We start from the raw sequence: 24509 nt of genomic DNA on the forward strand, positions 1-24509 counted from the left end.
GCAAGTACGCATGGCTGGAATCCATCCACTGTCAAAACCGCTGGCGTGCGCGTACAACCCCGGCAGGGGGGAGCGTGTCCAACAGGCGTGGCAGAGGTACTCGACTTCACGAGGGCGACGGCGCCCGGCGTTCCGGTGCGTCCCCTCCGCAGGCCCCGCCCCCGCGGGGGCATGCCGGTGATCGCGCCCGTGCCGTCGACGCCTTCCGGCCCCCCGCCGTCCCCGTCGTCCGCCGCGCCCGCCCTGCGGCCGGCAGCGACCACCGGCGCGATCCCCACCCAGCGCGGTGCCGAAGAGGCGCCCGCCGCGGGCACCACCGTCGACCACCTCACCGAGACCTACCGCGCGCACTACCGCTCGCTGCTCGGCCTCGCCGCGCTGCTCCTCGACGACACCGCCTCCTGCGAGGACGTCGTGCAGGAGGCGTTCATCCGCGTCCACTCGGCGCGCAAGCGGGTGCGCGAGCCGGAGAAGACCCTCGCCTACCTGCGACAGACGGTGGTCAACCTCTCCCGGTCCGCGCTGCGCCGGCGCATCCTCGGCCTGAAGCTGCTCTCCAAGCCGATGCCGGACATGGCGAGTGCGGAGGAGGGGGCGTACGACCAACTGGAGCGGGACGCCCTGATCAAGGCGATGCGCGGACTCCAGCGCCGCCAGCGCGAGGTGCTGGTGCTGCGGTACTTCGCCGACATGACGGAAGCCCAGGTCGCCCAGGCCCTGGGGATATCGCTGGGTTCGGTGAAGGCGTACGGTTCCCGGGGCATCGCGGCGCTGCGCGTCGCGATGGAGGCCACGTCATGAGCGGGCACGACACGACGCCCGGGCCGCCACCGCGGTCGGACGGGCCGTTTGACGACCTGACTGGAAACGGAACTGTGAACAACGCGCCGGAACACCGAAACGGCGACGAGGCGCCGGCCCACGGCCCCGACGCGGACTCTTGTCCCGACGCGGGCGACGGCCCTGACGTGGGCCCTGACCCGGGCTCGGGCTTCGGCTCTGGCTCGGGCGTCGGCTCGGACTCGGGGGCCGGCTCCGGGTCGGGCTCCGACTCCGGCTCCGGGTCGGCCTTCGGTTCCGACTCCGACTCCGACTCGGACTCGGACTCGGACGAGCAGGGTCTACGACTGCTCTTCCAGGGTGCGGTGGGCGACCTCCAGCCCTCGGCCGGGGCGCTGGACCGGCTGCACCTCGCGGTGCCCGCGCGCCGGGCCCGCAAGCGCCAGTTGCTGATCGGCGCGGTCGCCACCGCCGTCCTCACCGCGACCGCCGTGCCCGCCTTCGTCACCGTGGCGAACTCCGGCGGCGGCAGCAGCCACAAGACCGTCAACACCGGCCACGGCGAGGTCTCCGACGGCGGCCGCGGCGAGGGCCCCGGCGCGACCGGCGGGGACCACGGCCCGGGCGGGCACGTCGAGGGGGAGCGACCCGACCGGGACGTCGACCCCGGCCGTTCGCCCGCCGACCCCTCCGAGGCCAGCAGCGGCGCGAGCGCCCCGGGCGGCTCCGCCTCCCCCTCGAACGAGCCCGCGGCCCAGGCCCGGGCCTGCGACGCCGCCCAACTCGGCGTCACCACGGCCCGGGCGGACCGGCCCGACTCCGACGGCCGGGTGTACGGGACCTTCCGCGTCGCCAACGTCTCCGCCACGGACTGCGAGGTCAACGGGCGCGGCACGGTCGACTTCCAGGCGCTCGGCGCGGCCGACAAAGACAAGATCAAGGTCGTCGACCACACCGCGGGCGACCCGGCGCCCGGGCTGCCCGACCCGTCGAAGGAGAAGCCCGCGCTGCTGCTGAAGCCGGCCTCCGCGTACGAGGTGCGGTTCGCCTGGGTGCCGGACGAGACGTGCACGCCCGGGCCGTCCCCGACCCCGACCCCCTCCGACGGCGACGCCTCGGGCGGCGGCAACGGCGGCGGCGCCGGCACTCCGCCCGGCGGCCAGGAACCACCGGCCAGCACCTTCGAGAGCGCCGGCAGCGACGGCAGCGTGGCCGTCACCCACACCGCGCAGCCGGGTGCCCCGACGGCCGAGGCGACGATCCCGAACGCCTGCGCCGGCACGATCTACCGGACCGGCGTCCTGGAGGACTGACCGTGGTGCGCGCCCTGCACGACTACCTCACCGAGCGCGCGGCCCGGGCCGACAAGGTCGGCTTCACGCTCCGGGACGGTCGGGAGTTCCTTGGCTGGTTGGTGGAGGTGTCCGCCGACCACGCCCTCCTGAGCTGGGCGCCGAGCCCGCTGTACGCGCAGGCGACGGGCGGTGCGGAGTGGGAACCGGAGGACGAGTGGCTCCCCCTGACCGAGATCGTTCCCACGACCCCCGCGCACTACTCCCGCGCCGAAGGAGGCTGGATCCCCTTCGCCCGGGACCCCTGACGTCTCCCCGCCGCCGCTACGGGGCCGCCGCCCCCGCGACCCTGTGCGACGTGCCCGCGCAGGACCTCGCGCCCCTGGACAACCCCACGGTTTCCCTGCGGGAGCGTGTGTCCCTGCAACCCGGTGGTGGGCTCGTCGCGCAGTTCCCCGCGCCCCTAACCCCTCGTTCATCCGCGGGTCGTGATGGGCTGGTCGCGCAGTTCCTCCCCCTGTGCCCTGCGGGCACGGGGGCACCCCCACCTACGCCCAGAGGGCGTGGCAGGCTCCCAGCGCCCTGAACTCCTCCGTCTGCACCCGCAGATGAGTGACGGGGGAAGCGACACAGGGGCGCGAGGAACTGCGCGATCAGCCCACCATCGAGCCGCAGCGACACACGCTCCCGCAGGGAAACGGCAGGCTACTGGTGGGCCGGCTCGCGGTCCGGCGAGGGGGCCGGTTCGGGCTCGGGCGCGTTCGACGGGTCCAGGCCCAGCGCCTGGTCCTTCACCAGCTCCACGTCGCGGCGGAAGAAGCGGAACCACATGAACAGGATGAAGGCCACCCCCGCGAACCACTCCCCGGAGTAGCCCAGGTTCTGGAACGCCTTCAGGTCCAGGCCGCTGCCCTCCGGGAGCGTCGCCGGGACGGCGCGCAGGCCGGAGTCCGCCTTGGTGAGCGTGATCCACGCGTCGTACACGTCGTCGGGGACGACGTTCACCAGCGACGCCGCGCTGATCATCGCGAGCTGCCCCGGCGGCAGCCCACCCGCCGAGTGGACCCCGTCCTTGCCGACGGTCTCGGACGCCTGGAGCGCGCCCTCCACGGCGACCGGACCCGTCGGCGCGGCGGGCGCCGCTGCGCCCTCGGGGAGCCAGCCGCGGACGACGGGGAGGGTCTTCCCGCCCGCGCCGTCCGTCTTCAGCAGGGTCAGCACGTACGAACCGCGCTCGCCCTCCAGCTCCCGTCCCGGCACGAGGAACTGCTCGCCGTACCGTCCGGCCGCGGTCGCGGTCCGGCCGGACGTCTCCTTGTCGACGGGCAGCAACTCGCCCAGCGGGGTCGGCTTCAGCTCGGCCGCCGTGGGGGCCCGCTCCGCCTCCTTCTGCGTGGCGGCGCGGTCCTCGAACCTGCCGAGCTGCCAGGTCCCCATGAAGATGCAGAACGGGATCGCCAGCACGACGAAGACATTGATCCCCCACCAGCGGGGCGTCAGCAGGAACCGATACACCCCTCCACGGTACGGAACGCCCCCGGGCTACTCCTGCGCGCCCCCCTCTCCGGCCCGGTCCGCGCCGGGCAGGTGCTTCTCGGCGAAGGCGATCTCCTGCGCGACCTGCTTGATCCGCTCCTCGACCACCAGCGAGCCGTGCCCCGCGTCGAAGCGGTAGACCTCGTGGACCGCGCCGCGGGCGGCGAGGCGGTCCACGTAGTTGTCCACCTGGCGGATGGGGCAGCGCGGGTCGTTGACCCCGGCTGAGATGTACACCGGGGCGCGGACCGCGTCCACGTACGTCAGCGGGGAGGACGCTGTGAACCGCTCGGGGACCTCCTCGGGGGTGCCGCCGAACAGGGTGCGGTCCAGCGCCTTCAGCGCCTCGATCTCGTCGTGGTACGCCGTGACGTAGTCCGCGACGGGCACCGCGGCCAGGCCCAGCGCCCACACGTCGGGCTGGGTGCCGAGGCCGAGGAGGGTGAGGTACCCGCCCCAGGAGCCGCCGGACAGGACGAGTCGCCGCGGATCGGCGAGGCCGGACTCCACCGCCCACGCGCGGACCGCGTCGATGTCCTCCAGCTCGATCAGGCCAACCCGGTGCTTGAGCGCGTCCGTCCACGCGCGGCCGTACCCGGTCGAGCCGCGGTAGTTGACCCGGACGACGGCGTAGCCGTGGTCGACCCAGGCGGCGGGGCCGGCCGCGAAGGCGTCGCCGTCGTGCCACGTCGGGCCGCCGTGGATCTCGAAGACCGTCGGCAGCGGGCCCGTCGTCCCCGCCGGCCGCTGCACCAGCGCGTGGATCAGGCCCCCCGGCCCCTCCACCCAGGCGTCCTCCACGGCGACGGACTCCGGCGCCCGCGCCCCCGGCGGGTCCAACACGGCCCCGCCCGCCGTCGAACGCACCTGCGGCGGCAGCGCGGCGGACGACCACATGTACTCCACCGAGCCGTCGGGGCGGGCGGTCGCGCCGGAGACGGAGCCCGCGGGCGTCTCGATCCGCGTCAGCTCGCTCGACGCGAGGTCGTAGCGCCACAGCTCGCCGCGGGCCTTGAAGCTGTGCGCGATCAGCAGCGCGGAGCCGTCCGGGAACCACTCCGCGCTGACGTCGCCCGGCAGGTCGACCGCGAGCGCGGTCTGCTCGCCGGACGCCACGTCCCACACCATGGGCTCCCACCGGCCCCGGCGCTGGTGGCCCACGAGCAGCCGGGTGTCCCCCTCGACCGGGGCGAACCCGAGGGCCTCAAGGCCCAGCTCCTCCGTGCCGCCCGCGGTGTCGTCCAACTCCGCGACCGGGGAGCCGTCGAGGCGGACGACGCGCAGCGCCGAGTGCATCGCGTCGCCGTGCTCGGTGTGCTCGACGGCGATCAGGGTCCCGTCGTGCGACAGGGCGCCCACGCCGGCCGACTCGCGGTGCCGGTAGATCTCCACGGGGCCTTCGGGGGAGCCGTCGCGCACCACGTGGATCGTCGTGCCGTGCTCGTCGGTGGAGCGTCCGACGACCGCGACGCCCTGCCGCCCGATGGCGAGCCCGGCGGGGTAGGACGGGGCGAGCCCTTCGGCGGCGGGCTCGTCCGGCCCGCCGCCGAAGGGCTGCCGCAGCCATATCCCGAACTCGTCCCCGTCCGTGTCCGAGAACCACCAGATCGAGGCGCCGTCGGGCGCGAGGACGCCGTCCGTCGTGCCGTTGGGCCGGTCCGTGACCTGGCGCTGCTCGCCCGTCGCGCGGTCCCAGGCGTAGAGCTCGAAGGTGCCGGTGGCGTTCGACACGAAGAGCGAGCGGTCCGGCGCGTCCTCCGCCCAGTCGGGCAGGGAGACGCGCGGGGCGCGGAAGCGCCGCTCCCAGTCGGGCCCGGCGGTCGGCCCGGCGGTCGGCGCGGCGGGCTCGGTGGCGGCGTCCGTCACTGTCGCGGTGTCCGTCACGGACGGGGCGTTCGTCGCCTGCGCGGCGGGCGTGGTCTCAGTCATGACCCCATTCTGCGCCGAGGGCCCGACAAACCGTTCGCTTCGTCCTCAGCCTGTGGATAACTTCGGGTCCATGTATGCATCAAGCCACCCCGAGGACTGGCGAGAGCTCAACCGGGCCAACTGGGACGACCGCGTCCCCGTCCACGTCGCCAGCGACTACTACGACCTGGACTCCTTCCGCGCGGGCAAGGACCCGCTGCGCGACTTCGAGGTCGCGGAGGTCGGCGACGTCAGCGGCCGTAGCCTGCTGCACCTCCAGTGCCACATCGGCCTCGACACGCTGAGTTGGGCCCGGCGCGGCGCGGCCCGGGTCGTCGGATTGGACTTCTCCGAGCCGGCTGTGGTCGCCGCGGGCAGGATCGCCGGCGAGATCGGCCTCGGCCCCGAGCGGGCGAGCTTCGTGACGTCCGACGTGTACGACGCGGTCGCCGCCGTGCCCGACGAGTCGTACGACATCGTCTACACCGGTGTCGGCGCCCTCGGCTGGCTCCCCGACGTCGACCGCTGGGCCGAGGTCGCCGCCTCGCTCGTGGCACCCGGAGGCTTCCTCTACCTCGCCGAGTTCCACCCGTTGACCGACGTCCTCGACGACGAGACCGGCTCCCGGATCGTGCACGACTACTTCTCCCGCGACGCGTGGGTGGAGGACGTCGACGGCACGTACACCGACGTGGACGCCCGGATCGCCAACAAGCGCACGGTCGAGTGGCAGCACCCGATCAGCTCGGTCGTCTCCGCGCTCTGTGCGAACGGGCTGCGGTTGGAGTTCCTCCACGAGCACGACGTGTCGCTCTTCCAGCGGTTCGGCGCGCTGGAGAGCCAGGGCGGTGGCTACTACCGCTTCCCGGCCGACCGTCCGCGGATCCCGCTGATGTACTCCCTCAAGGCGTCGAAGGTCTGACGCGCCCGGCGCGTCGCATGGTCGAGCCCTGTGCGTCGCATGGTCGAGCCCGGTGCGTCGGACGGAGGCGCCCTGCCCGCCGGGCGGGTGCGGCGCCGCGGTCAGCTTCGGGGCAGCCGCACTATCGCGCGGCCCGCGTCCAGGTCGACGGAGGAGCGGTGCGGCGGGGCGCCGTCCTCCTCGTCGTCCTTCAGTAGCAGCGCGCTCTGACGTTCCTTCAGCTCGCTCTGCTTCCCCGGCGAGAAGGTGGCGTGCAGCTGCTCGAACCCGGTGGACGACACCTGGCCGGACCGCTTCCCCAGCCCCACGGCCCGCAGGATCTGGTCGAAGAAGGCGATGACCGTCAAGAGGATCACCAGGCCCGGAAGCGTCATGAAGACGATGAACTCCATGCCGGCAGTCTCCTTCGGCGGCGGGCGGTAGGGCCAGGGGCAGGAGCGGGGGAAGCGGGCGGCACAGGCGCCGAGAACGCGCGACGCCCCGGGAGCAGGACGTCTCCCGGGGCGTCGCGCAAACGCCTTGGGCCAGTTGGCCTGCTGGACCGGCGCCGCGACGGGCCGATGGTCCAGCGGCCTGCTGACCCGGTCTGGATCAGAACGCCAGCGGCGAACTCAGACGTTGACGCCGAAGTCCTGGGCGATGCCGCGCAGGCCCGAGGCGTAACCCTGGCCGACGGCGCGGAACTTCCACTCGGCGCCGTGGCGGTACAGCTCGCCGAAGACCATCGCGGTCTCGGTCGAGGCGTCCTCGCTGAGGTCGTAACGGGCGAGCTCGGCGCCGCCGGCCTGGTTGACGACGCGGATGAAGGCGTTCCGCACCTGGCCGAAGGACTGGCTGCGGCTCTCGCCCTCGTGGATCGAGACCGGGAAGACGATCTTCTGGACCTCGGCGGGCACGCCCGCGAGGTTCACCTTGATCTGCTCGTCGTCGCCCTCGCCCTCACCGGTGAGGTTGTCACCGGTGTGCTCGACGGAGCCGTCGGGGCTCTTGAGGTTGTTGAAGAAGACGAAGTGGCCGTCGGACAGCACCTTGCCGTTCCCGTCGATCAGCAGCGCGCTGGCGTCCAGGTCGAAGTCGGTGCCGGTGGTGGTGCGGACGTCCCAGCCGAGGCCCACGACCACCGCAGTCAGGCCCGGGGCCTCCTTGCTCAGCGAGACATTGCCGCCCTTGGAAAGGCTGACACCCATGGAAATCCCTGCGCAATCCGGCGCGGGCCGCGCCTCTTGACGTTTCCTTTGCCCACCGTGCCCAACGAGTCGTGGGCGACTCCGGTTCCCGCCCCCCTCGGACGAGTGATTAAGTTTTGACTTATATAAGTCGAGGCTGCACAGTGGGATCGTGCACGCATTCGATGTCCTGGGGGATCCGGTGCGACGCCGGATATTGGAACTGCTCGCGGCCGGAGAACAGCCGTCGGGCGCGGTCGCCGCGGTGATCCGCAAGGAGTTCGGGATCTCGCAGCCGGCGGTCTCGCAGCACTTGAAGGTGTTGCGCGAGGCCGGCTTCGCCTCCGTACGGGCCGACGGCGCCCGCCGGCTCTACGCCGTCGAGCCGGCGCCCCTGCGCGAGGTCGACGCCTGGCTCGACCGGTTCCGGGGCTTTTGGGAGCAACGGCTCGACGCGCTCGGCACGGAGCTGGCCCGCGGCAAGCGCGAACGGCGCATCGCCGCGGAGCGCCGGCCGTCGACCGGCGCCCGGCCGCCGGACGGCCGACGATCGGAAGAGGACGAACGACGCGCAGCCAGCGGCGGCCCGTGAAGCGGGTACCCGCCCCGACGGAACGACAAGGGAACGACAGAGGAGCAACAGCGATGAGCGACATCGTCGACCGGATCAACCAGGTCCACCGCGAGGTGGGCAGCCGGCCCGCCCCCGGCGGGGAGGCCCACACCGTCCTGCTCCGGCGCACGTACGACGCCGGCGCCGAGGACGTCTGGGACGCCTGCACCGACCCCGAGCGCATGCGGCGCTGGTTCCTGCCGGTCACCGGTGACCTCCGGCTCGGCGGCACGTACCAGTTGGAGGGCAACGCCGGCGGCGAGATCCTGCGCTGCGAGCCCCCGAAGCTGCTCCGCGTGAGCTGGCTGTACGGCCCGGACCCGGGCTTCAGCGAGGTCGAGGTGCGGCTCACCCCCGAGGGCCCCGACCGGACCGTCTTCGAGCTGGAGCACGTGGCCGTGGTGCCGGAGGAGTTCTGGGGCAAGTTCGGCCCGGGTGCCACCGGGGTCGGCTGGGACCTGATGCTGCTCGGCCTCGGCATGCACCTGCACGCCCCGGACGAGATGCCCGACCCGGCGGAGTGGGAGCGCACCGAGGAGGCCCGCGCGTACACCACCCGCAGCAGCGAGGAGTGGGGGCGGGCGTACACGGCGTCCGGCGCGCCCGACGAGGTCGTGGCCTCGGCCGTACGGCAGACGACGGCGTTCTACGTGCCCCCGCTGGACGGACCGGACGCCCCGGGATCCTGAGGCGCCGGACGGAGGTGGGAACTCGGGCCGGTACGGGGGACCGGCCCGGGCCCGCGCCCCTTCATGCGGCCGCCGGCCCCTTCACCCGGTCCACCAACTCCGCGGTCAGGAACCCGACCACCGACGCCACCGCGATCAGCGGCATCTGGTTCGTCGAGTCCGGCCCCATCAGCAGCGCCGCCAGGACGGCGCTGGTGACCGGCAGCCGCGTCACCACGGCGGTGGCCGCCGCGATCCCGATCGCCAGCCCCGGCGTCGCCCCCATCCCCGGCAGCCCCGCACACGCGATCCCCAGCGCCGCGCCGAGCAGCACGGCCGGGAAGATCGGCCCGCCGCGCAGCGCACCGAGCGCGACGCCCCAGGCGAGCCCCTTGCACAGGACGAGCACCACCAGCGCCCCCACCGACCAGGCGTGCGGATCCGCCGCGAGCGCGCCCAGCGTCATCTGCCCGGAGAGCGCGGCCTCCGCCGGCGAACGGCCGGTGATCAGGGCGTACGCCGAGATCAGCACGCCGACGGCGACGGCGCAGACCACCGTGCGCCACGCGGTGCGCCGCCCGGTCCAGGTGGCCGTCGCGTAGCCGAGGCGGTGCGCCGACGACACGACCACGCCGATCAGCACGGCGACGGGCACGCCCCACAGGAAGTCGCCCGCGTCCGGAGTGACGTCCGGCGGCACCTCCGGCAGCGAGAGCGCCCCCACCGACAGGCCCGTCCACTGCCCGAAGCCGGTGAAGACGAGGGCGCCGACCCCGCTCGCCAGCAGACAGGGCAGCAGCAGGACGACCAGTTGGGGCCCGGCGAGTCCGGCCGCCTCCACCATCATCACCACCGCCACCAGCGGTCCGCCGAAGATCGTGGAGATCGCGGTCGTCGAGCCGCTGGTGGCCAGGACCGTGGCCATCTTCGGGTGGGCGTCGCGCTTCGCCTCCCGCACGGCGAGCAGCGCGAGTCCGCTGCCGAGCGCCATCAGCGGGGCCTCGGGGCCGAGCACCACGCCCAACGGCAGCGTCACCAGTGCCGCCAGGAGCACGCCCGGCAGCGCGTTCGGCCCGAGCGGCGGGCCGCCGAGCCCGTTGACCGGCCGGTGGCCGCCGCCGCCCGGCAGGCGGGTGACGATGGGCGCGAGGACCAGCCCCGCCAGCAGCAGCGCGGGCAGCGGCCACCACCAGGGCGGCTCGGCGTAGCCGACGGCCTCGGGCAGGTCCTCCCACACGCCGCGCTGGATGAGGTGTTGGAGGCTGACGAAGAGGAACGCGGCGAAGGCGATCGGTGCGCCGATGACGACCGAGAGGACCAGCAGCAGGGCGTAGCCGCGGCTGCTGAGGACGGCGCGCAGCGACAGGTCGCTCGCTGTGCCGCTGCCGACGGGCGCGACGCTCTCAGCGCCTTGAGCGCCCTTCGCGCCCTCTGCGCGTTCCGCCCCTTCGGCACCCTGCGGTGCGGATGGCGTCATACGGCCCCGCCGGCGTCCGGGCGCCCGGGCCGGCGCTGCGGTGCGCCTGTGTCGTACGTACGCATGCTCCCACTGAAAGCCCGGGGGAGGCCGGGTGCGCGGGGGCGGGGCGCCGGCCGGGGCCGTACGGGTGAGGTCCGCCCCGTACGGGGCACTGCGGCTCGCCCGCGCGGCGCGGCGCGGTTTCGCTGGCTACAGGGCCGGCAGCGCCGATGGTCGGCGTCGGCGGCGAGTGCGCTCGGCGCGGTGGAGGTGGCGTACATGGCGGAGGGAACACCGGGCGCCGGGGACCGGCCTGACGACGTACCGGGCTCCGACGACGTTCCGGGCTCCGGCCGCGTTCCGGGCTCCGACGACGTACCGCGGGCCGGTGGCCCGCCTCCGTCGAGGGACGAGGAGCTGCGGCAGCTCCACGCCCGCGTCGCCGCCCTCGAAGGGGCCCGGGCCCGCCCCCGCCACCACCGCGTACGCGCCTTCTGGTCCGCCCTCTTCATCGTCGTGGGCTGCGTGCTCGCCCCGTTGAGCGTGGTCGCCGCCTGGGCGTCGCAGGAGGTCGGCAACACGGACCGGTACGTCGCCACGGTCGCGCCGATCGCCCGCAACCCCGACGTCCAGGACGCCGTCGCCACCCGCGTCACCGACGCCCTGATGCAGCACATCGACCTCAACAGCCTGTTGGAGGGCGTCGCCCCCGCCGACCGGCCGCGGGTGGCCGCCGCGCTCGGCCGGCTGGGCGGCACCCTGGAGAACGCGCTCAAGAGCTTCGTCCACGACAAGGCGAAGGCCGTCGTCGCGTCCGACCGGTTCCAGACCTTCTGGACCGAGGCCAACCGCAAGGTCCACGACTCCCTCGACAAGGCCCTCACCGGCAGCGGCGGCGGCGCCGTCACCCTCACGAACAACGCCGTCGAGATCGACCTCGGCCCGGTGATCGACCAGGTCAAGGAGCGCCTGGTGGCGGACGGCCTGACGGCCGCCGGCAAGATCCCGGAGATCCACACCCAGTTCACGGTCGTCCAGTCGGACGACATCGGGAAGGTCAAGACCGGCTTCCGGCTGCTCCAACTCGCTGGCTTCTGGCTGCCGGTGATCGCCGTGCTGCTGGTCGCGGCCGGGGTGCTGCTCGCCCTGCGTCGACGGCGCGCCCTCGTCGCCGCCGCGCTCGGCGTCGCCTTCGCGACCCTGCTCCTCGGCGGCGCGCTGACCGTCTTCCGCGCCGTCTACCTGGACGCGCTGCCGGCCACCGTCTCCCAGCCGGCGGCCGGCGCGGTGTACGACGCGATGGTCCGGCTGATGCGGGTCACCGTGCGGATGGTCGTCGCCCTCGGCGTCGTCGTCGCGCTGGGCGCCTGGCTCAGCGGCCCGGGTCGGCGGGCCGTCTTCGTCCGCGGGCTGTGGCACTCGGGCATCCGGGCGGTGCGCTCCACCGCGGACCGGGCGGGGCTGCGCACCGGCCCGGTCGGGCGGTGGGTGCACCGCCACCGCCGCTGGATCGTGTGGGTGCTGGTGGCCGCGGCGCTCCTCGCGTACCTGCTGTGGAGCTATCCGACGGGCTGGGTGGTGGTCGGACTGGCGCTGGCGCTGCTGTTCGCGCTCGCCGTCGTGGACTTCCTGGACGAGCCGCCGGAGGCGGGCACCACGGGGGACGTCGCTCCCTGAGCCCTTCGGACGTCCACGGACGCCCTGCCGACGCCCCTCCGACGCCCTTCCGACGCCCTTCCGAAACTCGCCTGGCGCCTCCGTACGAATTCACCCGAACGGGTGCATCTGGATGGCGGTGCCGTGGTCCCGGTCACACGCTCGAAATCCGGAGCAGGTCGGCCCGGACCCGTCCGGCCGGCCCCCGGAAACCCGTGCGCGGCAGGCGTACGGGACGACGAAGGGAAGTCCCATGACCCAGGCATCACAGCCGACCGGGACCCCGCCGCACAGGTCGAGCCATGGCTCGGGCCACGGTTCCGGCCAGCACGGGAACAGCGCTTGGGCGGCCGGCGGGGTCGTCTTCGCCGGGGTTTTGATGCTGTGCAGCGGTGTGCTCGGGATCCTCCAGGGCATCGCCGCGATCAGCAAGGACGTGGTGTACGGCACGGTCGGCGACTACGTCTACCGGATCAACCTCACCGGCTGGGGCTGGATCCACCTGATCATCGGCGTGCTGCTGGTGATCACCGGTTACGGGGTGCTCAAGAACATGGAGTGGGCCCGCTGGTTCGGCATCTTCCTCGCCGGGATCAGCCTCGTCGCCCAGTTCCTGTTCCTGCCGTACCTGCCGGTCTGGGCGCTGATCGTGATCGCGATCGACGTGTTCATCATCTGGGCGCTGGCGGTGTACCGACCGGTCGACGACCGACCGCTGCTCTGACCGACCGACCGCTGCTCTGACGAGGACGCGGCGGTCGCGACCAGGGTCCGCTTCCACACCGGGTGACGGCCGGGGCTGACGCTCCGGCCGTCACCCGGTGAGCCGTGCGCTGAGCACGTTCGGATCGGTCAGCGTGTACGCGGCGGAGCTCGCCACGTGCACCGTCGAGCCGTGCCGGGCCAGCGCCGTGGGGTTCTGCAGGCCGTCGTCCTCGGTGAGCACGTCGACGGCGTCGACGCTCCGGCCGTCGTCGCGTACGAGGACGACGCGGCTGTCCGTGACGCCCGTGACGAGGAAGGCGTCGCCGCGGCCGACGAACTCCAGGTCGTCGATCTCGCCGAGCCCTTCGACGACGGTCTCGGGCGCGGCGCCCGTGCCCGTTCCGGTACGGGGGAAGCGCAGCACCGTGCCCCGGTCGTGATTGGTGACCCAGACGGACCCGTCGTGGATCCGGATGCCGTTGGCGCCGAGGAAGTACTCCTCGTCGGAGGGGGCCAGCGCGGGGTGGTCGTTCCACTTCACGGCCCGCCCACCGGCCAGCGGCGCCCGCCAGACGGCTCCGCCGACGGAGTCGGTGACGTACAACTGCCGGGCACGGGCGTCGACGGCGATCCCGTTCGGCAGGGAGTCGGCGGGCAGCGGGGTGGTGCGGCGCGCCTTTCCGCCGTCCGGGGGCAGCCGCCACACGCCGGTCAGCTCGGCGGTGCCGGTGGCGTAGACGACGTGCAGGGCGCCGTCGTCGGTCCGCGCGATGCCGCCGAGGAACGGCTCGCCGACCGCGGGGGTCTCCGCGTGCGGCGGGGGAGCGGGCAGGGTGGCGAGGACGCTCACGGTCCCGTCCTGGTGGATGCGGGCGATCTGGCGCGCCTGCGAGAAGGTCGCGACGACCGAGCCGTCCGGCTCCACGACGACGCCTTCCGGCTGCTGCCCGGAGTCCAGGTCCAGCTCGGCGAGGGCCTGCGGCTCGACCAGCCCGAGCGACGCGGACGCTTCGGCCGGCTCGGCCGCCTGCGCGGTCCCGGCGGCATCTCGGGGGTCCGCCGGTGCGGTCGGCGGTGGCGCCGTGGCGGCGGGGGCTCTGAGCGCCGACTCGGGCGGACGGTGTTTGACGCGTTCGTCCTTGGCGGCCAGCGGCGCCGCACCGGCCTGCGTGGCGTACAGACCGGCGACCACCGCCACGGCGGCGACGGCGGTGAGCTTGCGCGGGTGCTTGGGCATCGGGGTCTCCTGAGCGGACGCGGAAGCGGATGCGCGGGCCGCGTCCGGCATGCGGATCCGACCGGAGGATCCGGGGGGAGGGACCGGGGCGGGGCCGGCCGGGGGCATCACCATACGAGCCGGAACCGGTCGAATCCCCGCAACGCTCCAACTCGGCCGCGGCCTTGCAGTGCTGTCTGGTCAGACTGTGCTGTCCAAGCCCGTGCTTCCCGACTCTCCCCGACGCAAACCTTGGGCGCATGGCGTACGGCTGCCATTCAGGTGACGCCGAACGGTCGAGCCGGCCCCCGGGGACGCAGAGCAGCAGAGGGGCTGCCGGGCGAAGGGACGGAGGGACGGAGGGACGGAGGGACGGCCGGAGACCGGAGACCGGAGAGGCGGACGGAGACGGCCGGCCGGGGGTCTCAGGCGTTCTCGGGCGTGACGAGCCCCGTTTCGTACGCCAGGATCACCGCCTGCGCCCGGTCGCGCAGGCCCATCTTGGCGAAGATGCGGTTGATGTGGGTCTTCACGGTGTGGTCGGAGATCGTCAGGGAGTCGGATATCTCGGCGTTCGACAGCCCGCGGGCGATGAGCACGAGCACGTCCACCTCCCGCGGCGTGAGGTCGGCCGTCGCCCGCCCCGGGAGCGCCGGCGGCCGGTGCAGCCGTGCGAACTCGGCGATCAGGCGCTTGGTCACGGCCGGTGAGAGCAGCGCCTCGCCCGCGGCGACCACCCGCACCGCGTGCAGCAGCTCGGGAAAGGTCGCGTCCTTGAGGAGGAAGCCGCTGGCGCCGGCGGCGAGCGAGTCGTAGATGTACTCGTCGAGGCCGAAGGTGGTGAACATCAGCACGCGGGTGGCCGCACCGGCGTCGGCGACGATGTGCCGCGCCGCGTCCACACCGCTCATCACGGGCATGCGGACGTCGAGCAGCGCGACGTCCGGCCGCTGCTGCCGGGTGATCCGTACGGCCTCGGCGCCGTCCGCCGCCTCCCCGACGACCTCGATGTCCTCCTGCGTGGCGAGGAGGTTGACGAACCCGGCGCGGACCACGGCCTGGTCGTCCGCGACGACCGCCCTGATCACCACGAACGCACCGCCTCTTCCCGCTCGTCCCCGTCGCCGCCGCCCCGGCGCTCCGGGCCGATGACGCTCCACTCGTTCGTACCGTCGGGGGCGGACACCGGCAACTCGGCATGGACGACGAAGCCACCGCCCCGGCCGGGGCCGCAGCTCAGCAGCCCGCCCGCCAGGGACACCCGCTCCCGCATCCCGACGAGCCCGTGCCCCTGCCCGTCTTCGCCCGCCGCCCCGTGCGCCGCCCCCGCGCCCGGTCCGTCGTCCGCCACCCGTACCACCAAACGATCGGCCTCGAAGCGGAGTTCCACCTCCGCGGTCGAATTCGGCGCGTGGCGGCGGACGTTCGTCAGGGCCTCCTGGACGATCCGGAACGCGGTCAGCTCGGCGGATGCGGGCAGGTGCCGACGCCCGCCGGTGACCGTGAGCCCGGCCCGCCCGCCGCCCGCGCCGTGCTGCGACAGCAGTTCGTCCAGCCGGTCCAGGGTGGGCTGGGGCGCCTCCGCGCCCCGTCGGGCCGGTTTGCCGTCCGCCGACCGCGGCACCCCGTCGGACGACCGCAGCACGTTGAGGAGTTGGCGCAGCTCGTTCAGCGCCTCGCGCGAGGAGCCGGCGATCTGCTGGAAGCCGGCGCGGGCTTCGGGCGAGAGCCCCGGCGTCGTGTACGTGGCGCTCTCCGCCTGCACGGCGATCACCGACACCGAGTGCGCCACGATGTCGTGCAACTCGCGTGCGACGGCCCGCCGTTCCGCCTCGGCCGCGTCCTGCCGCGCCAGCCTGATCAGTTCCGCCTGCGCCGCGGACCGCTCCCGGCTGGCGCCCTCCCGGCTGCGCACCGCGTCGCCCGCGCTGACCGCCGCCACGATCGCCACCCCCATCAGGAACGACTCGGCGAAGTACGCGAGCGAACCGGGTGCGCCGAGCGGTACGGGATCGGAGGACGGGCCGTCGAAGACGTCCGTCGCGACGTGCAGCAGATCGACGACGACCATGAGTGCGACGCCGTACGCCGCCACCGCGCCCGGGTGGTGCACCCGGTGGCGGGCGAGGGTGTAGAAGCCCAGCAGCCCGCCGATGCAGACGGCGACGAACAGGTTCGGCCGGACGAGGAAGTTCAGCGGTGCGGCCAGGATGACGAGGTGCCCGGCGAGCCCCGGGTGTGCCCGTCGCCACATCAGCGGCAGCGTCGCGGCCAGCGCGGTCGTCACGGCGGCGACGGCCGTCGCCTCGCCCATGCGCAGGGCCTCGCCGAGCCCCAGCGCGCCGAGCAGGGCACCGCTCGCCCGGGGGAACGCGGGGGTGTCGAACCACGCCTTCGCGCGGTGCGCCCGGGTCCGGCCGGGCGGGGCTTCGGAGGCGGACGGCGGTCTCGGAGCGGTGCGTTCCATGTGCTGCTGCGGCGAGAGCAGCAGGAAGCGCGCCAGCCGCCCGACGGGGCGGTCGCGGTGTCGGGCCCATCCGCTCATGGGGACATCGTGCAGGTCACGGGGGCGCGGCCGCGTCGAACCAGGGGTTGATTCCGGCGCGGCCATGGACCCCAGGGGTGACGCGGAAGACCGCACCCCGGTGTGACGAGTGCATGCCCCTCGCGTTCCTAGCCTGCATCGACATCGACAGACAAGGGGGGGCCAGTGACCGCATGCCCGACGGCACCGGCGCGACCGAAGCGGCGCGCGGTGTTCGGCCCGCTGCATCCGCCGGGCCGGTCGTACGTGTTGTACGCGGTGCTCGCGGCCGCCTTCGCGCTGGTGACGCACCTGCCGACGCACCGCTTCTGGGGCGCGGTGGCGGCCGTCGGCTATCTGCTGGCCGCACTGGTCCCGGCCCGCCGCGCGCCCGCGGTCGCCTCCGCCGCCTGCGCGCTGCTGCCGCTCGTCGTGCTGGCCGCGACCGGCGGCGCCCAGTTGGAGGTGCGGGTGGTCGAGGAGTCCGCGGCCCGGCTGCTGGACTCCGGCACCCCGTACCACGGCGCGCCGGCGCACGCGCCGGACTACAACCCGTACCTGCCCGGCATGGCGCTGTTCGGGCTGCCGGCCGCGGTGTTCGGCGACGGTCCCTTCACGGACGCGCGCTGGTGGTTCGCGCTCTTCTTCGCCGTGCCGCTGCTGATCGCGATCCGCACCGCCGGGACGCCCGGGGCCGGGGCCGTACGGCACCCGAACCTACTCGCGCTGCTCGCCTGTCCGCCCGTCGCGATGTCCCTCGCGGTCAGCGGCATCGACCTCCCCCTCATCGGCCTGACGTGCCTGGGCCTCCTCCTCGCCGCCCGCGGCCGGGCCGGGAGCGCGGGGCTGCTCCTCGGGCTGGCGTCGGCGATGAAGTGGACGGCGTGGCCCGCGCTCGCGGTGGCGTGCGCGGTGCTCGGGGCCGTGCGCGGAGGCCGCGCGGTCGGCCGTTGTGCACTCGTCGCCGCGGCGGTGCTCACCGCCCTGGTCGCGCCGGTGGCCCTGCGCGACCCCGCCGCCTTCGCCCAACACGTCATCGCGTTCCCGCTGGGTCTCGCGGACGCACCGACGCCCGCGGCCAGCCCGCTGCCCGGCCAACTGCTGGCCACCGCGCTGCCCGGCGGCAGCGGAAGGGTCGTCGCGCTGGCGCTGCTGGCGGCGGGAGCGCTGCTGATGGCCGTATCGCTGTACGTACGCCCGCCCGTGACGGCGGTCGCCGCGGCGAACCGGGTCGCCCTCGGGCTCCTGCTGGCACTCACCCTCGCCCCCGCGAGCCGCTTCGGCTACCTGCTCTATCCGCTCGTGCTCTTCCTCTTCTTCCGCCCCGACTCCTTGCGCCCCGACTCCGCCCGCGGCGCCCTCTCCCGCCGGGCCCCCTTCCGCTCCGCCCGCGGCGCCCTCTCCCGCCGGGCCCCCTTCCGCTCCGCCCGCGGCGCCCTCTCCCGCCGCGCCCCCTTCCGCCCCACCCGCGGCGCCCGACCGGGCCGAGGCCGGCCGGTCCTCCGGGCACAGGCGCCGTCGCCCTCCCGACCAGGAACGTGAGACCACCCGTGCCCAAGACGCTGATCGTCACGAACGACTTCCCGCCCCGCCAAGGCGGCATCGAGACCTTCGTCCACGCGATGGCCGTGCGCTTCCCGCCGGACGAGGTCGTCGTCTACACCTCCGCCGAGCCGGGCGCCCGCGCCCACGACGCCGAACTCCCCTTCCCCGTCGTACGGGACCGGGCCCGCACCCTCCTGCCCACGCGCCGCGTCACCGCCCGCGCCGCGGACCTCGCCCGCGCCCACGGCTGCGAAGCCGTCTGGTTCGGCGCCGCAGCACCCCTCGCCCTCATGGCGGGCGCACTGCGCCGCCGCGCCCCGTCCGTACGCCGCATCGTCGCCACCACCCACGGCCACGAGGTCTGGTGGGCGCGCACCCCCGGCACCCGCCAGGCACTGCGTCGCATCGGCGCGACCGTCGACACCGTCACCCACCTCGGCGACTACACGCGCCGCGCGATCGCCCCCGCACTGGACCGCGCCGCCGCCACGCGCATGCGCCCCCTGACGCCCGGCGTCGACCCGGACGCGTTCGCCCCGCACCCGGCCGCACCCGCGCTCCGCACCGCGTACGGCATCGCCCCCACCGCCCCCGTGATCCTGTGCGCGGCCCGCCTCGTCCCCCGCAAGGGCCAGGACACCCTCGTCCGCGCCCTCCCCCTCGTCCACCGCAGCGTCCCGAACGCCACCCTCCTGCTGGTGGGCGCCGGCCCCTACGAACGCCGCCTCCGCCGGCTGGCCGCCGCGAAGGGCGTGGCCCACTCCGTGATCTTCGCCGGCGGCCACCCCCACACCGCGCTGCCCGCCTTCTACGCCGCCTCCGACGTCTTCGCCATGCCCTGCCGCACCCGCCGCGCCGGCCTGGAAGTGGAGGGCCTCGGCATCGTCTACCTGGAGGCCGCCGCCACCGGCCTCCCCACCCTCACCGGCACCTCCGGCGGCGCCCCCGCCACCACCCTCGACGGCGAAACGGGCTACGTCGTCGACGGCCGCGCGATCCCCACCGTCGCCCACCGCCTCACCCACCTGCTCACCCACCCCGAACTCGCCCACGCCATGGGCCACAAGGCCCGCTCCCGCATCCGCTCCGCCTGGACGTGGAACCACACCCACGACACCCTCCGCACCCTCCTCGCACCTGCTCCGTCTCGTTGAGCGGCTGCCGCCCGGTTCGTCACGTCCGACGGCGACGCAGCAGAACCAACTCGCGCCAGCGCTGTCGGGTCCGCTGCGCCCCGTCCGTCCACCGTGCGCGACCTGCCTGCGCGGGCAGCGGCAGATCGGCCATGAAGTGGGCGATCTCGACGTAGTAGGCGTAATTGTCGTTCTGGGTGAGCTCCCGGAGGCGGACGATCCCGGCAGCGACTCCTTCGCCGTCGTCGAGGACCGCGTGGTGGAAGCAGAGCGCCAGTTGCAGTTTGGCGGCGGCGTAGGAGATCCCCGAGTTCTCGATCTCCACGAAGAGAGCGGAAGCCCGCACTGACAGGTCCGCTGCCCGTCCTGCATCCCGTACGACATGGGCGATGCGGGCGGTCGTCTCACTGGAGTGCGTACTGATCCGGGACAGCAGCCGCTGCGCCAGTTCCAGTTCGGGCTCTGCTCGCACGGGGTCGGCGAAGGCGCTCGCGAACGCGAGGTGTGCCTGCACCATGGCGGCTTCGCCGATGGCACCGTGCTCCTCGGCTTCGCGCCGCGCCGCCAAGTACGCGGCCACTGCGCGTTCCGTGTCCCCCTGGACCCACCACACGTCCCCCAGCACCCGGTGGCCCCGCCCCTCCCAACCCAACTCGCCTCCGGTCTCCACGGCCGTGGGGAAGTCGCCGGACAGCCGGCTCAGGTGTGCCAGGCCCCGTCTGGCGGCGAAGGCCAGCCGCCCGTTGGCGGCGGCCACGCGCTCCATGCCCCGGCGGGACTCCTCGTTCAGCCCGAGGTCCCGCTGGGCCTTCGCCAGGTAGTACGCGGCGAGTTCGACCAACTCGTCCGGGAGCTGTCCTGACGAGAGCACGGCCGAGAGCCGATCTGCGGTGCGCCCACGGTGTTCGTGTTGGCGTCGGGCAATGGCACTCAACGTCTCCACCAGGGCGTCAGCGGCACCGTACGGAGTGACCGACGGCGGGGCGCTCGCTGGCGGAAGCACCAGGGGTTCGCCCACCGAGTCCGCCACGTACTGGAAGGCAGCATCGGCGAGCCAGCCCAGATCGAGCCGGAAGTCCCGGGCGAGCAACAGCCCTTGCTGGAGACAGCCGACGAGGACGACGCGATCGCGGCGGGGTGCCTCGCGCCACTGAGCTTCCAGGGCACGGAAGGCGCGCTGTGCGGCCCGCAGCCAGTCCTGCTCCGACCAGCGGTCGTCACTGCTGTCGTCCGCGTGTCGAATCGCCGCCCGGATGAGGTCGTGCAGGTGGAAGGGCCACAGCTCCGACGACGACGTCCGGACGAAGGGGCGCTCGACCAGACGCAGGGCGGGTGCGTCGTGTCCCGTACCCGCGACTTCGGTGGCCAGGGGAACGGAGAACGCACCGAGCAGGCTGACGGACCGGAGCACGAGGCGCTCCTCAGGCGTCAGATCACTGAGCGTCCGGGCGATCAGCGCCGGGAACTCGTGGTCGAAGTCGCTGATCTGCGGCTGCCGGCCGGTCCGTTGGAGATGCAGGTACCGCGTCACCGCAAGGTCCAGGTAGAGCGGCAGGCCGTGGGAGCGTTCCGCGATCACCTGCCTGGTGGGTTCGTCGATCAGCGGTTGCCCGTTGCGTACGAGCCTGCGCGCCAGGTAGTCCTCGCAGTCTTCGGGCGAGAAGTCGCCGGTGAGGATCTGGTCACCGGCCTCCCCCGGCACGACGCCCCCTGCCCGAGCACGGACGAGACCGGGCCAGGCGTCCGGTCCGACCCAGTCGAGTTGCCCCTCCAGGCTCGGCTCCGCCCACTGGAGGCGGTTGCGGCCCGTGATCACGAAGTACGCATTGGGCATCAGCCACACGATGCGCTGGAGCAGGTGCTCGTAGTCACGGTGATTGCGGTCCCCGACGCCTTCGAAGGTGTCCAACAGGACCACCAGCAAGGCACTCTTGCCCTCAGGGACCCGGGCCAGGTCCCAGGCCAGCAGGTGTGGATAGAAGCTGAGCGCCTCCAAGTCAGGTTCGGCCTCCAACAGATCGGCCAACCGCTCGCACCCGGCGAGCGCCCGCACGGCCTGCCGCCGCTCGCGCAACGCCCTGACGAGCACCCCGACCCCGTGCCCGAGCGCACTGCCGACGGTGCCGGGAAGGGCGAGCGACTGGGCGACGTCGCTCAGCGCGGCCTGCATCTGCTGCGGCAGCGCGGCAGCCGCGCTGAAGCGTCGAAGCAGCCCACCCGTGTGCAGGTACTCCTCGATCGACTCGCCCGGATGGTTGTGCTCCCAGTACCGACGCAGGGCGAGGTCGAACGCGGGCATCGGCCGCCCCAGCGCGGCCACGGCGAGCCGCATGCTGAGGACGATCCGCTCGAAGTCCACCCCCGCAGAACGAGCGAGGTCGACCCGGACTGGCACCACCCGCTGCTCCAGGCTGGGCACGGACTCCCAGTGCGCGGGCCGGTGCTCGCCGTACGCGAGCGACGCCTCGATCTTGCGGGAGAGCGTCGACTTGCCTATCCCGCCCACGCCATGGAACACGACCACGTTCCGCCGCGGATGTTCCACATCGGCCACGTCGAAACCCGCGCCGTTCACCACCTCCGCATGCGCTGCGAGCCGGGACACGACCGCGTGCCACTGCGCCTGTCGATCCGTGAACGCCTCATCCGCTTGGACGCTCCGGTCGTTCGAGCTGAACAACGTCCGAAGATCCCGACCTGCCACGTCTCACCCTCCCGCCGATCACCGGACGCCAATCTATTGCCCCCCAGGTGGAATGGGCCCTCCATCCACGGTCAAGTGGCGCCTCCGCGGGGAGCGCCACTCCGAGCGCAGCCATGCCAGACGCCACTTTTCCCGGCGCCCAGGGATACGGAGGCGGCCCTCGCCGCCTGCCGAGCGATGTGCCCCTGGTCGCCGGTGCGCGTGCTGAACCGGCTCCTTTCCGCGCTCTGACGGGTCGAGCCGCCTATACCGAGAACAGGTCGTCCTGGACGAAGTCGACGACGTTCCGCTGGGGATAGAAGAGTCCCAGCAACATGAACGTACGTGGATGCGCTGCGATGTTGCCGACGAAGCAGTGCACCGCCTTGTCAGGGGTGATCATGCGCTCGAACCATCGCTCACGCAGCTTGACCAGGACGGCCTGCTCGCCGTAGGCGCGCAGGTACTTCCGGTAGGACTCGCCGGCCTCCCAGTCCTTCAGCCCCATGTCGTGCCCCGTGCAGGCGTCGTCCGCGCAGCGGAACCGGTACCGAAACTCGAATGGCACCCACTCCAGCCGCCGCAGGTCCTGGTCGAACAGGTCCAACTGGTCCGCGAGGGCTGCCTTCGAGGCGGGCCAGGGTTCCGCTTCCGTCAGGCGGAAGCCAGTGATCTCCGCTGGCCGGAAGACCCGGAGGGAGGTTCCGTTGGCCTCCTGATCGCGCTTGATGGCGCAGAGAGATCGAGTGACGAGCGGTTCGACGTACGAGTAGCGCCGCTTCCAGCCGTCGGAAGTCGAAAGCTGCTCGATGACTTCCAGCGTTTCAAGGTCGGGCCGCAGGCTCTCGGGGCGCCTGTCCCCATGGTGCGGTCGGACATCGACCTCGACGATCGAGTACTTCTTGAACTGGGCGCTCTGCCGTAGCAGTCGGAATGGAACCGGGAAGAGCCGAACATGCTCCGGGCGTTCCTGGTCGAGCCGAATCCCGGCCACACAGCTCGTCTCACGGTACTTCGACGACAGTTCCGGATAGGTCTTGACCGTGATCATGATCCTCGCTCGCTGTCGATCGCCGGCCACGCTGTCCCCCTCCTGTGAATCTCCCCATTTCAGAGGAGAAGGGAGGGTCAGTCGGCGGTCAAGACCCACGACATAAGGTCTCGCCGGGATCAGGCCAGCGGCCGCACGTCCACTGCGGCTCGCTTGCGGACCGTGTCCAGGACGACCTTGCGGTGGCAGCGCTCCTCGTCCTTCTCGAAACACAGCACAGCCACGCGGGACCGTGCGGCGCGCTCAGTCAGGCGATCGAGATCCGTCTGCGCCTCGTGCGACCGCAGCACGCTCCGGAAGCGGGCCCGGCCCACATCCACGCGGCCGTCCCAGAACGGAGCTCGGTTCTCCTTGGGGTTCCCCAACGCGCGCAGGTGCATGTAGTCGATGCCGGCCTCTGCGAGCGCTTGCCCCAGACGAGTCTTGCTGAATCCGGGCTTGCGGCTGATCGGCGTGAGCCGGACGTCGGCCACCACCTGGATGTCGCAGCCCAGCAGGGACGAGACGAACGAATCGATGTCGCGCCCCTCATAGCCCTCGGACCAGAGCCCCGGGACCGGCTTTGCCTGCCGAAAGAGCTCTTCCAGCGGCACGTTCAGTGCTTCTGCGATGTCGCCAACCGTGAAGAAACTCGGCTGGATCGCCCCTTCGCTCTCCAGCCGCCGGAGGGTGCTTGCGCCGACTCCGGTTTCCTTGGCGAGACGCTCCACCGACCATCCGCGCTCATTGCGCAGTGACCGGATTCGCCGTGCGAGCAACCGTGCCCTTAGGGAATGGTCGGAGCTGTTCGCGGAGAGTCGAGCGACCATGGGCGGTGATCCTAACGGGGTGCGAACCATGTCGTCCTGCCTTGAGGCGAAGCACGCTTCTGGGCGGTGAGAGGCGGCGATTCACGAACGCACAGGGGAATCGGATGTCACGGCTGGGCGGCCCACTCCCCACAGTGCGCCAGCCCGGGAGACCTGGCTTAGATCGGCTCCCGGATTTCTCCCAAACGACCCACAAAGCCAGTCAGGGGCCCGACCCGCTCTCGCGAATCAGGCCCCTGACCTGGTACTTCAGCGTCAGGGTGGCGGGATTTGAACCCACGACCTCTTCGTCCCGAACGAGGCTCGGTTACTCGCCCCGCCAGCGGAGGTGGCGTTTGCGCAGGTCAGGGTAGCGGCCCCAGCTGGTCTCAGCAGCTCTGGGATGGGGTCGGGGAGCAGGTCGGCTCCCAAGTGGCTGCCAGTCCAGCTGGTAGGAGAGCGGCCAGGGCGTACTGCTCGGTGCTATCCGAGCAGCGCGGTGACCGAAGCGGTAAGGCCCTGCAGAACGGTGACGACGGCCGCCGCCGACCCGATGGCGAGCCCGAGGTCTTCGAGGTTGTCTCTGACACGGCGCTCGTCGGGCTGAGCGCTGTTCAGCTCCTCGCCGATGCGCCCTGCCGTACGGCGGGCGAGATCGGCGTTGCTCAGCTCTGCGGCGTGTTCCTCCAGGGCCGCCTCCAGCTCCGAGAGCTTCGCCAGCGCCGCCTGGAGACGGCTGGTTTCCTGGCCTGCGCGGACGTACGACTGCCGCTGGTCCCCACCGATCTGTCCAGTGTTGATCTGGTTCCCATTGCCCGTGATCTGCATGCCGCCACTCGCCTCACGGCTCCGCCAGATGCTCAT

General features: G+C 72.9%; 22 protein-coding genes. 10 read left to right on the forward strand and 12 right to left on the reverse strand.

What is annotated here, in order from left to right:
• Nucleotides 1–87: 87 nt before the first annotated feature.
• The 3 genes from ACH4E8_RS17225 (at nucleotide 88) to ACH4E8_RS17235 (ending at nucleotide 2380) form a co-directional block, all read left to right on the forward strand.
• Nucleotides 88–801: a SigE family RNA polymerase sigma factor gene (locus tag ACH4E8_RS17225; protein WP_398448905.1), complete on the forward strand. Its 714-nt coding sequence runs from the start codon at nucleotides 88–90 to the stop codon at nucleotides 799–801.
• A gap of 167 nt (nucleotides 802–968) precedes the next feature.
• Nucleotides 969–2093 (forward strand): hypothetical protein, encoded by a 1125-nt coding sequence (locus tag ACH4E8_RS17230; RefSeq protein WP_398448907.1) that lies wholly within the window; start codon nucleotides 969–971, stop codon nucleotides 2091–2093.
• A 2-nt stretch (nucleotides 2094–2095) separates the two neighbouring features.
• Nucleotides 2096–2380, forward strand: a complete 285-nt coding sequence (locus ACH4E8_RS17235) for a hypothetical protein (protein ID WP_398448909.1) — start codon at nucleotides 2096–2098, stop codon at nucleotides 2378–2380.
• Between the two features lie 397 nt (nucleotides 2381–2777).
• Here ACH4E8_RS17235 and ACH4E8_RS17240 read toward each other — a convergent pair whose 3' ends face one another.
• Together ACH4E8_RS17240 and ACH4E8_RS17245 are read right to left on the reverse strand one after the other, a co-directional pair.
• Nucleotides 2778–3587: an SURF1 family protein gene (locus tag ACH4E8_RS17240; protein WP_398448910.1), complete on the reverse strand. Its 810-nt coding sequence runs from the start codon at nucleotides 3585–3587 to the stop codon at nucleotides 2778–2780.
• 27 nt (nucleotides 3588–3614) lie between these two features.
• A complete protein-coding gene (locus ACH4E8_RS17245; protein WP_398448912.1) occupies nucleotides 3615–5537 on the reverse strand; it encodes a S9 family peptidase in 1923 nt (640 codons plus the stop codon).
• A 70-nt stretch (nucleotides 5538–5607) separates the two neighbouring features.
• Here ACH4E8_RS17245 and ACH4E8_RS17250 point away from each other — a divergent pair, with 70 nt between their 5' ends.
• Nucleotides 5608–6438: a class I SAM-dependent methyltransferase gene (locus ACH4E8_RS17250; RefSeq protein ID WP_398448914.1), complete on the forward strand. Its 831-nt coding sequence runs from the start codon at nucleotides 5608–5610 to the stop codon at nucleotides 6436–6438.
• A 101-nt stretch (nucleotides 6439–6539) separates the two neighbouring features.
• Here ACH4E8_RS17250 and ACH4E8_RS17255 read toward each other — a convergent pair whose 3' ends face one another.
• Together ACH4E8_RS17255 and ACH4E8_RS17260 are read right to left on the reverse strand one after the other, a co-directional pair.
• Nucleotides 6540–6830: a DUF6191 domain-containing protein gene (locus ACH4E8_RS17255; protein WP_398448916.1), complete on the reverse strand. Its 291-nt coding sequence runs from the start codon at nucleotides 6828–6830 to the stop codon at nucleotides 6540–6542.
• A gap of 219 nt (nucleotides 6831–7049) precedes the next feature.
• On the reverse strand, nucleotides 7050–7625 hold the full coding sequence (locus tag ACH4E8_RS17260; RefSeq protein WP_398448918.1) for a TerD family protein: 576 nt from the start codon (nucleotides 7623–7625) through the stop codon (nucleotides 7050–7052).
• Nucleotides 7626–7776: 151 nt separating this feature from the next.
• Between ACH4E8_RS17260 and ACH4E8_RS17265 the strand changes: the two genes are divergently transcribed.
• Both ACH4E8_RS17265 and ACH4E8_RS17270 read left to right on the forward strand, forming a co-directional pair.
• Complete coding sequence (locus ACH4E8_RS17265) at nucleotides 7777–8196, forward strand: ArsR/SmtB family transcription factor (RefSeq protein WP_398448920.1); 420 nt, start codon at nucleotides 7777–7779, stop codon at nucleotides 8194–8196.
• Nucleotides 8197–8249: 53 nt separating this feature from the next.
• Nucleotides 8250–8906 carry an SRPBCC family protein gene (locus ACH4E8_RS17270; protein ID WP_398448922.1) on the forward strand — a complete coding sequence of 219 codons (657 nt, stop codon included), beginning with the start codon at nucleotides 8250–8252 and terminating at the stop codon, nucleotides 8904–8906.
• 61 nt (nucleotides 8907–8967) lie between these two features.
• Here the strand turns inward: ACH4E8_RS17270 and ACH4E8_RS17275 are convergent, their stop codons facing one another.
• On the reverse strand, nucleotides 8968–10362 hold the full coding sequence (locus tag ACH4E8_RS17275) for a chloride channel protein (RefSeq protein WP_398448924.1): 1395 nt from the start codon (nucleotides 10360–10362) through the stop codon (nucleotides 8968–8970).
• A 261-nt stretch (nucleotides 10363–10623) separates the two neighbouring features.
• Between ACH4E8_RS17275 and ACH4E8_RS17280 the strand changes: the two genes are divergently transcribed.
• Together ACH4E8_RS17280 and ACH4E8_RS17285 are read left to right on the forward strand one after the other, a co-directional pair.
• Entirely contained in the window at nucleotides 10624–12021 is a 1398-nt protein-coding gene (locus ACH4E8_RS17280; RefSeq protein WP_398448926.1) for a hypothetical protein, read from the forward strand.
• Nucleotides 12022–12253: 232 nt separating this feature from the next.
• Nucleotides 12254–12724, forward strand: a complete 471-nt coding sequence (locus ACH4E8_RS17285) for a hypothetical protein (protein WP_398448928.1) — start codon at nucleotides 12254–12256, stop codon at nucleotides 12722–12724.
• A 90-nt stretch (nucleotides 12725–12814) separates the two neighbouring features.
• Here the strand turns inward: ACH4E8_RS17285 and ACH4E8_RS17290 are convergent, their stop codons facing one another.
• The 3 genes from ACH4E8_RS17290 to ACH4E8_RS17300 all read right to left on the reverse strand — a co-directional run bounded on the left by ACH4E8_RS17290 (nucleotide 12815) and on the right by ACH4E8_RS17300 (nucleotide 16466).
• Complete coding sequence (locus ACH4E8_RS17290; protein WP_398448930.1) at nucleotides 12815–13942, reverse strand: SMP-30/gluconolactonase/LRE family protein; 1128 nt, start codon at nucleotides 13940–13942, stop codon at nucleotides 12815–12817.
• Nucleotides 13943–14346: 404 nt separating this feature from the next.
• Nucleotides 14347–15012, reverse strand: coding sequence for a response regulator (locus tag ACH4E8_RS17295; protein WP_398448932.1), 666 nt, complete (start codon nucleotides 15010–15012; stop codon nucleotides 14347–14349).
• Entirely contained in the window at nucleotides 15006–16466 is a 1461-nt protein-coding gene (locus ACH4E8_RS17300; protein ID WP_398448934.1) for a sensor histidine kinase, read from the reverse strand. The genes ACH4E8_RS17295 and ACH4E8_RS17300 overlap by 7 nt, the downstream gene beginning before the upstream one ends.
• Before the next feature lie 165 nt (nucleotides 16467–16631).
• On the opposite strand from ACH4E8_RS17300, the gene ACH4E8_RS17305 reads away from it, so the two are divergent.
• Together ACH4E8_RS17305 and ACH4E8_RS17310 are read left to right on the forward strand one after the other, a co-directional pair.
• Nucleotides 16632–17987 carry a glycosyltransferase 87 family protein gene (locus ACH4E8_RS17305; RefSeq protein ID WP_398448936.1) on the forward strand — a complete coding sequence of 452 codons (1356 nt, stop codon included), beginning with the start codon at nucleotides 16632–16634 and terminating at the stop codon, nucleotides 17985–17987.
• 8 nt (nucleotides 17988–17995) lie between these two features.
• Nucleotides 17996–19144, forward strand: coding sequence for a glycosyltransferase family 4 protein (locus tag ACH4E8_RS17310; RefSeq protein WP_398448938.1), 1149 nt, complete (start codon nucleotides 17996–17998; stop codon nucleotides 19142–19144).
• Between the two features lie 19 nt (nucleotides 19145–19163).
• Here ACH4E8_RS17310 and ACH4E8_RS17315 read toward each other — a convergent pair whose 3' ends face one another.
• From ACH4E8_RS17315 to ACH4E8_RS17330, 4 genes are all read right to left on the reverse strand, one after another.
• Nucleotides 19164–21641: an ATP/GTP-binding protein gene (locus ACH4E8_RS17315; RefSeq protein ID WP_398448940.1), complete on the reverse strand. Its 2478-nt coding sequence runs from the start codon at nucleotides 21639–21641 to the stop codon at nucleotides 19164–19166.
• A gap of 430 nt (nucleotides 21642–22071) precedes the next feature.
• Nucleotides 22072–22857: a hypothetical protein gene (locus ACH4E8_RS17320; RefSeq protein ID WP_398448942.1), complete on the reverse strand. Its 786-nt coding sequence runs from the start codon at nucleotides 22855–22857 to the stop codon at nucleotides 22072–22074.
• Nucleotides 22858–22976: 119 nt separating this feature from the next.
• Complete coding sequence (locus ACH4E8_RS17325; protein WP_398448944.1) at nucleotides 22977–23666, reverse strand: DUF488 family protein; 690 nt, start codon at nucleotides 23664–23666, stop codon at nucleotides 22977–22979.
• A 462-nt stretch (nucleotides 23667–24128) separates the two neighbouring features.
• On the reverse strand, nucleotides 24129–24509 hold the full coding sequence (locus tag ACH4E8_RS17330) for a hypothetical protein (protein WP_398448946.1): 381 nt from the start codon (nucleotides 24507–24509) through the stop codon (nucleotides 24129–24131).

The organism is Streptomyces sp. NPDC017979, assembly GCF_044328175.1.
Lineage (GTDB): Bacteria > Actinomycetota > Actinomycetes > Streptomycetales > Streptomycetaceae > Streptomyces.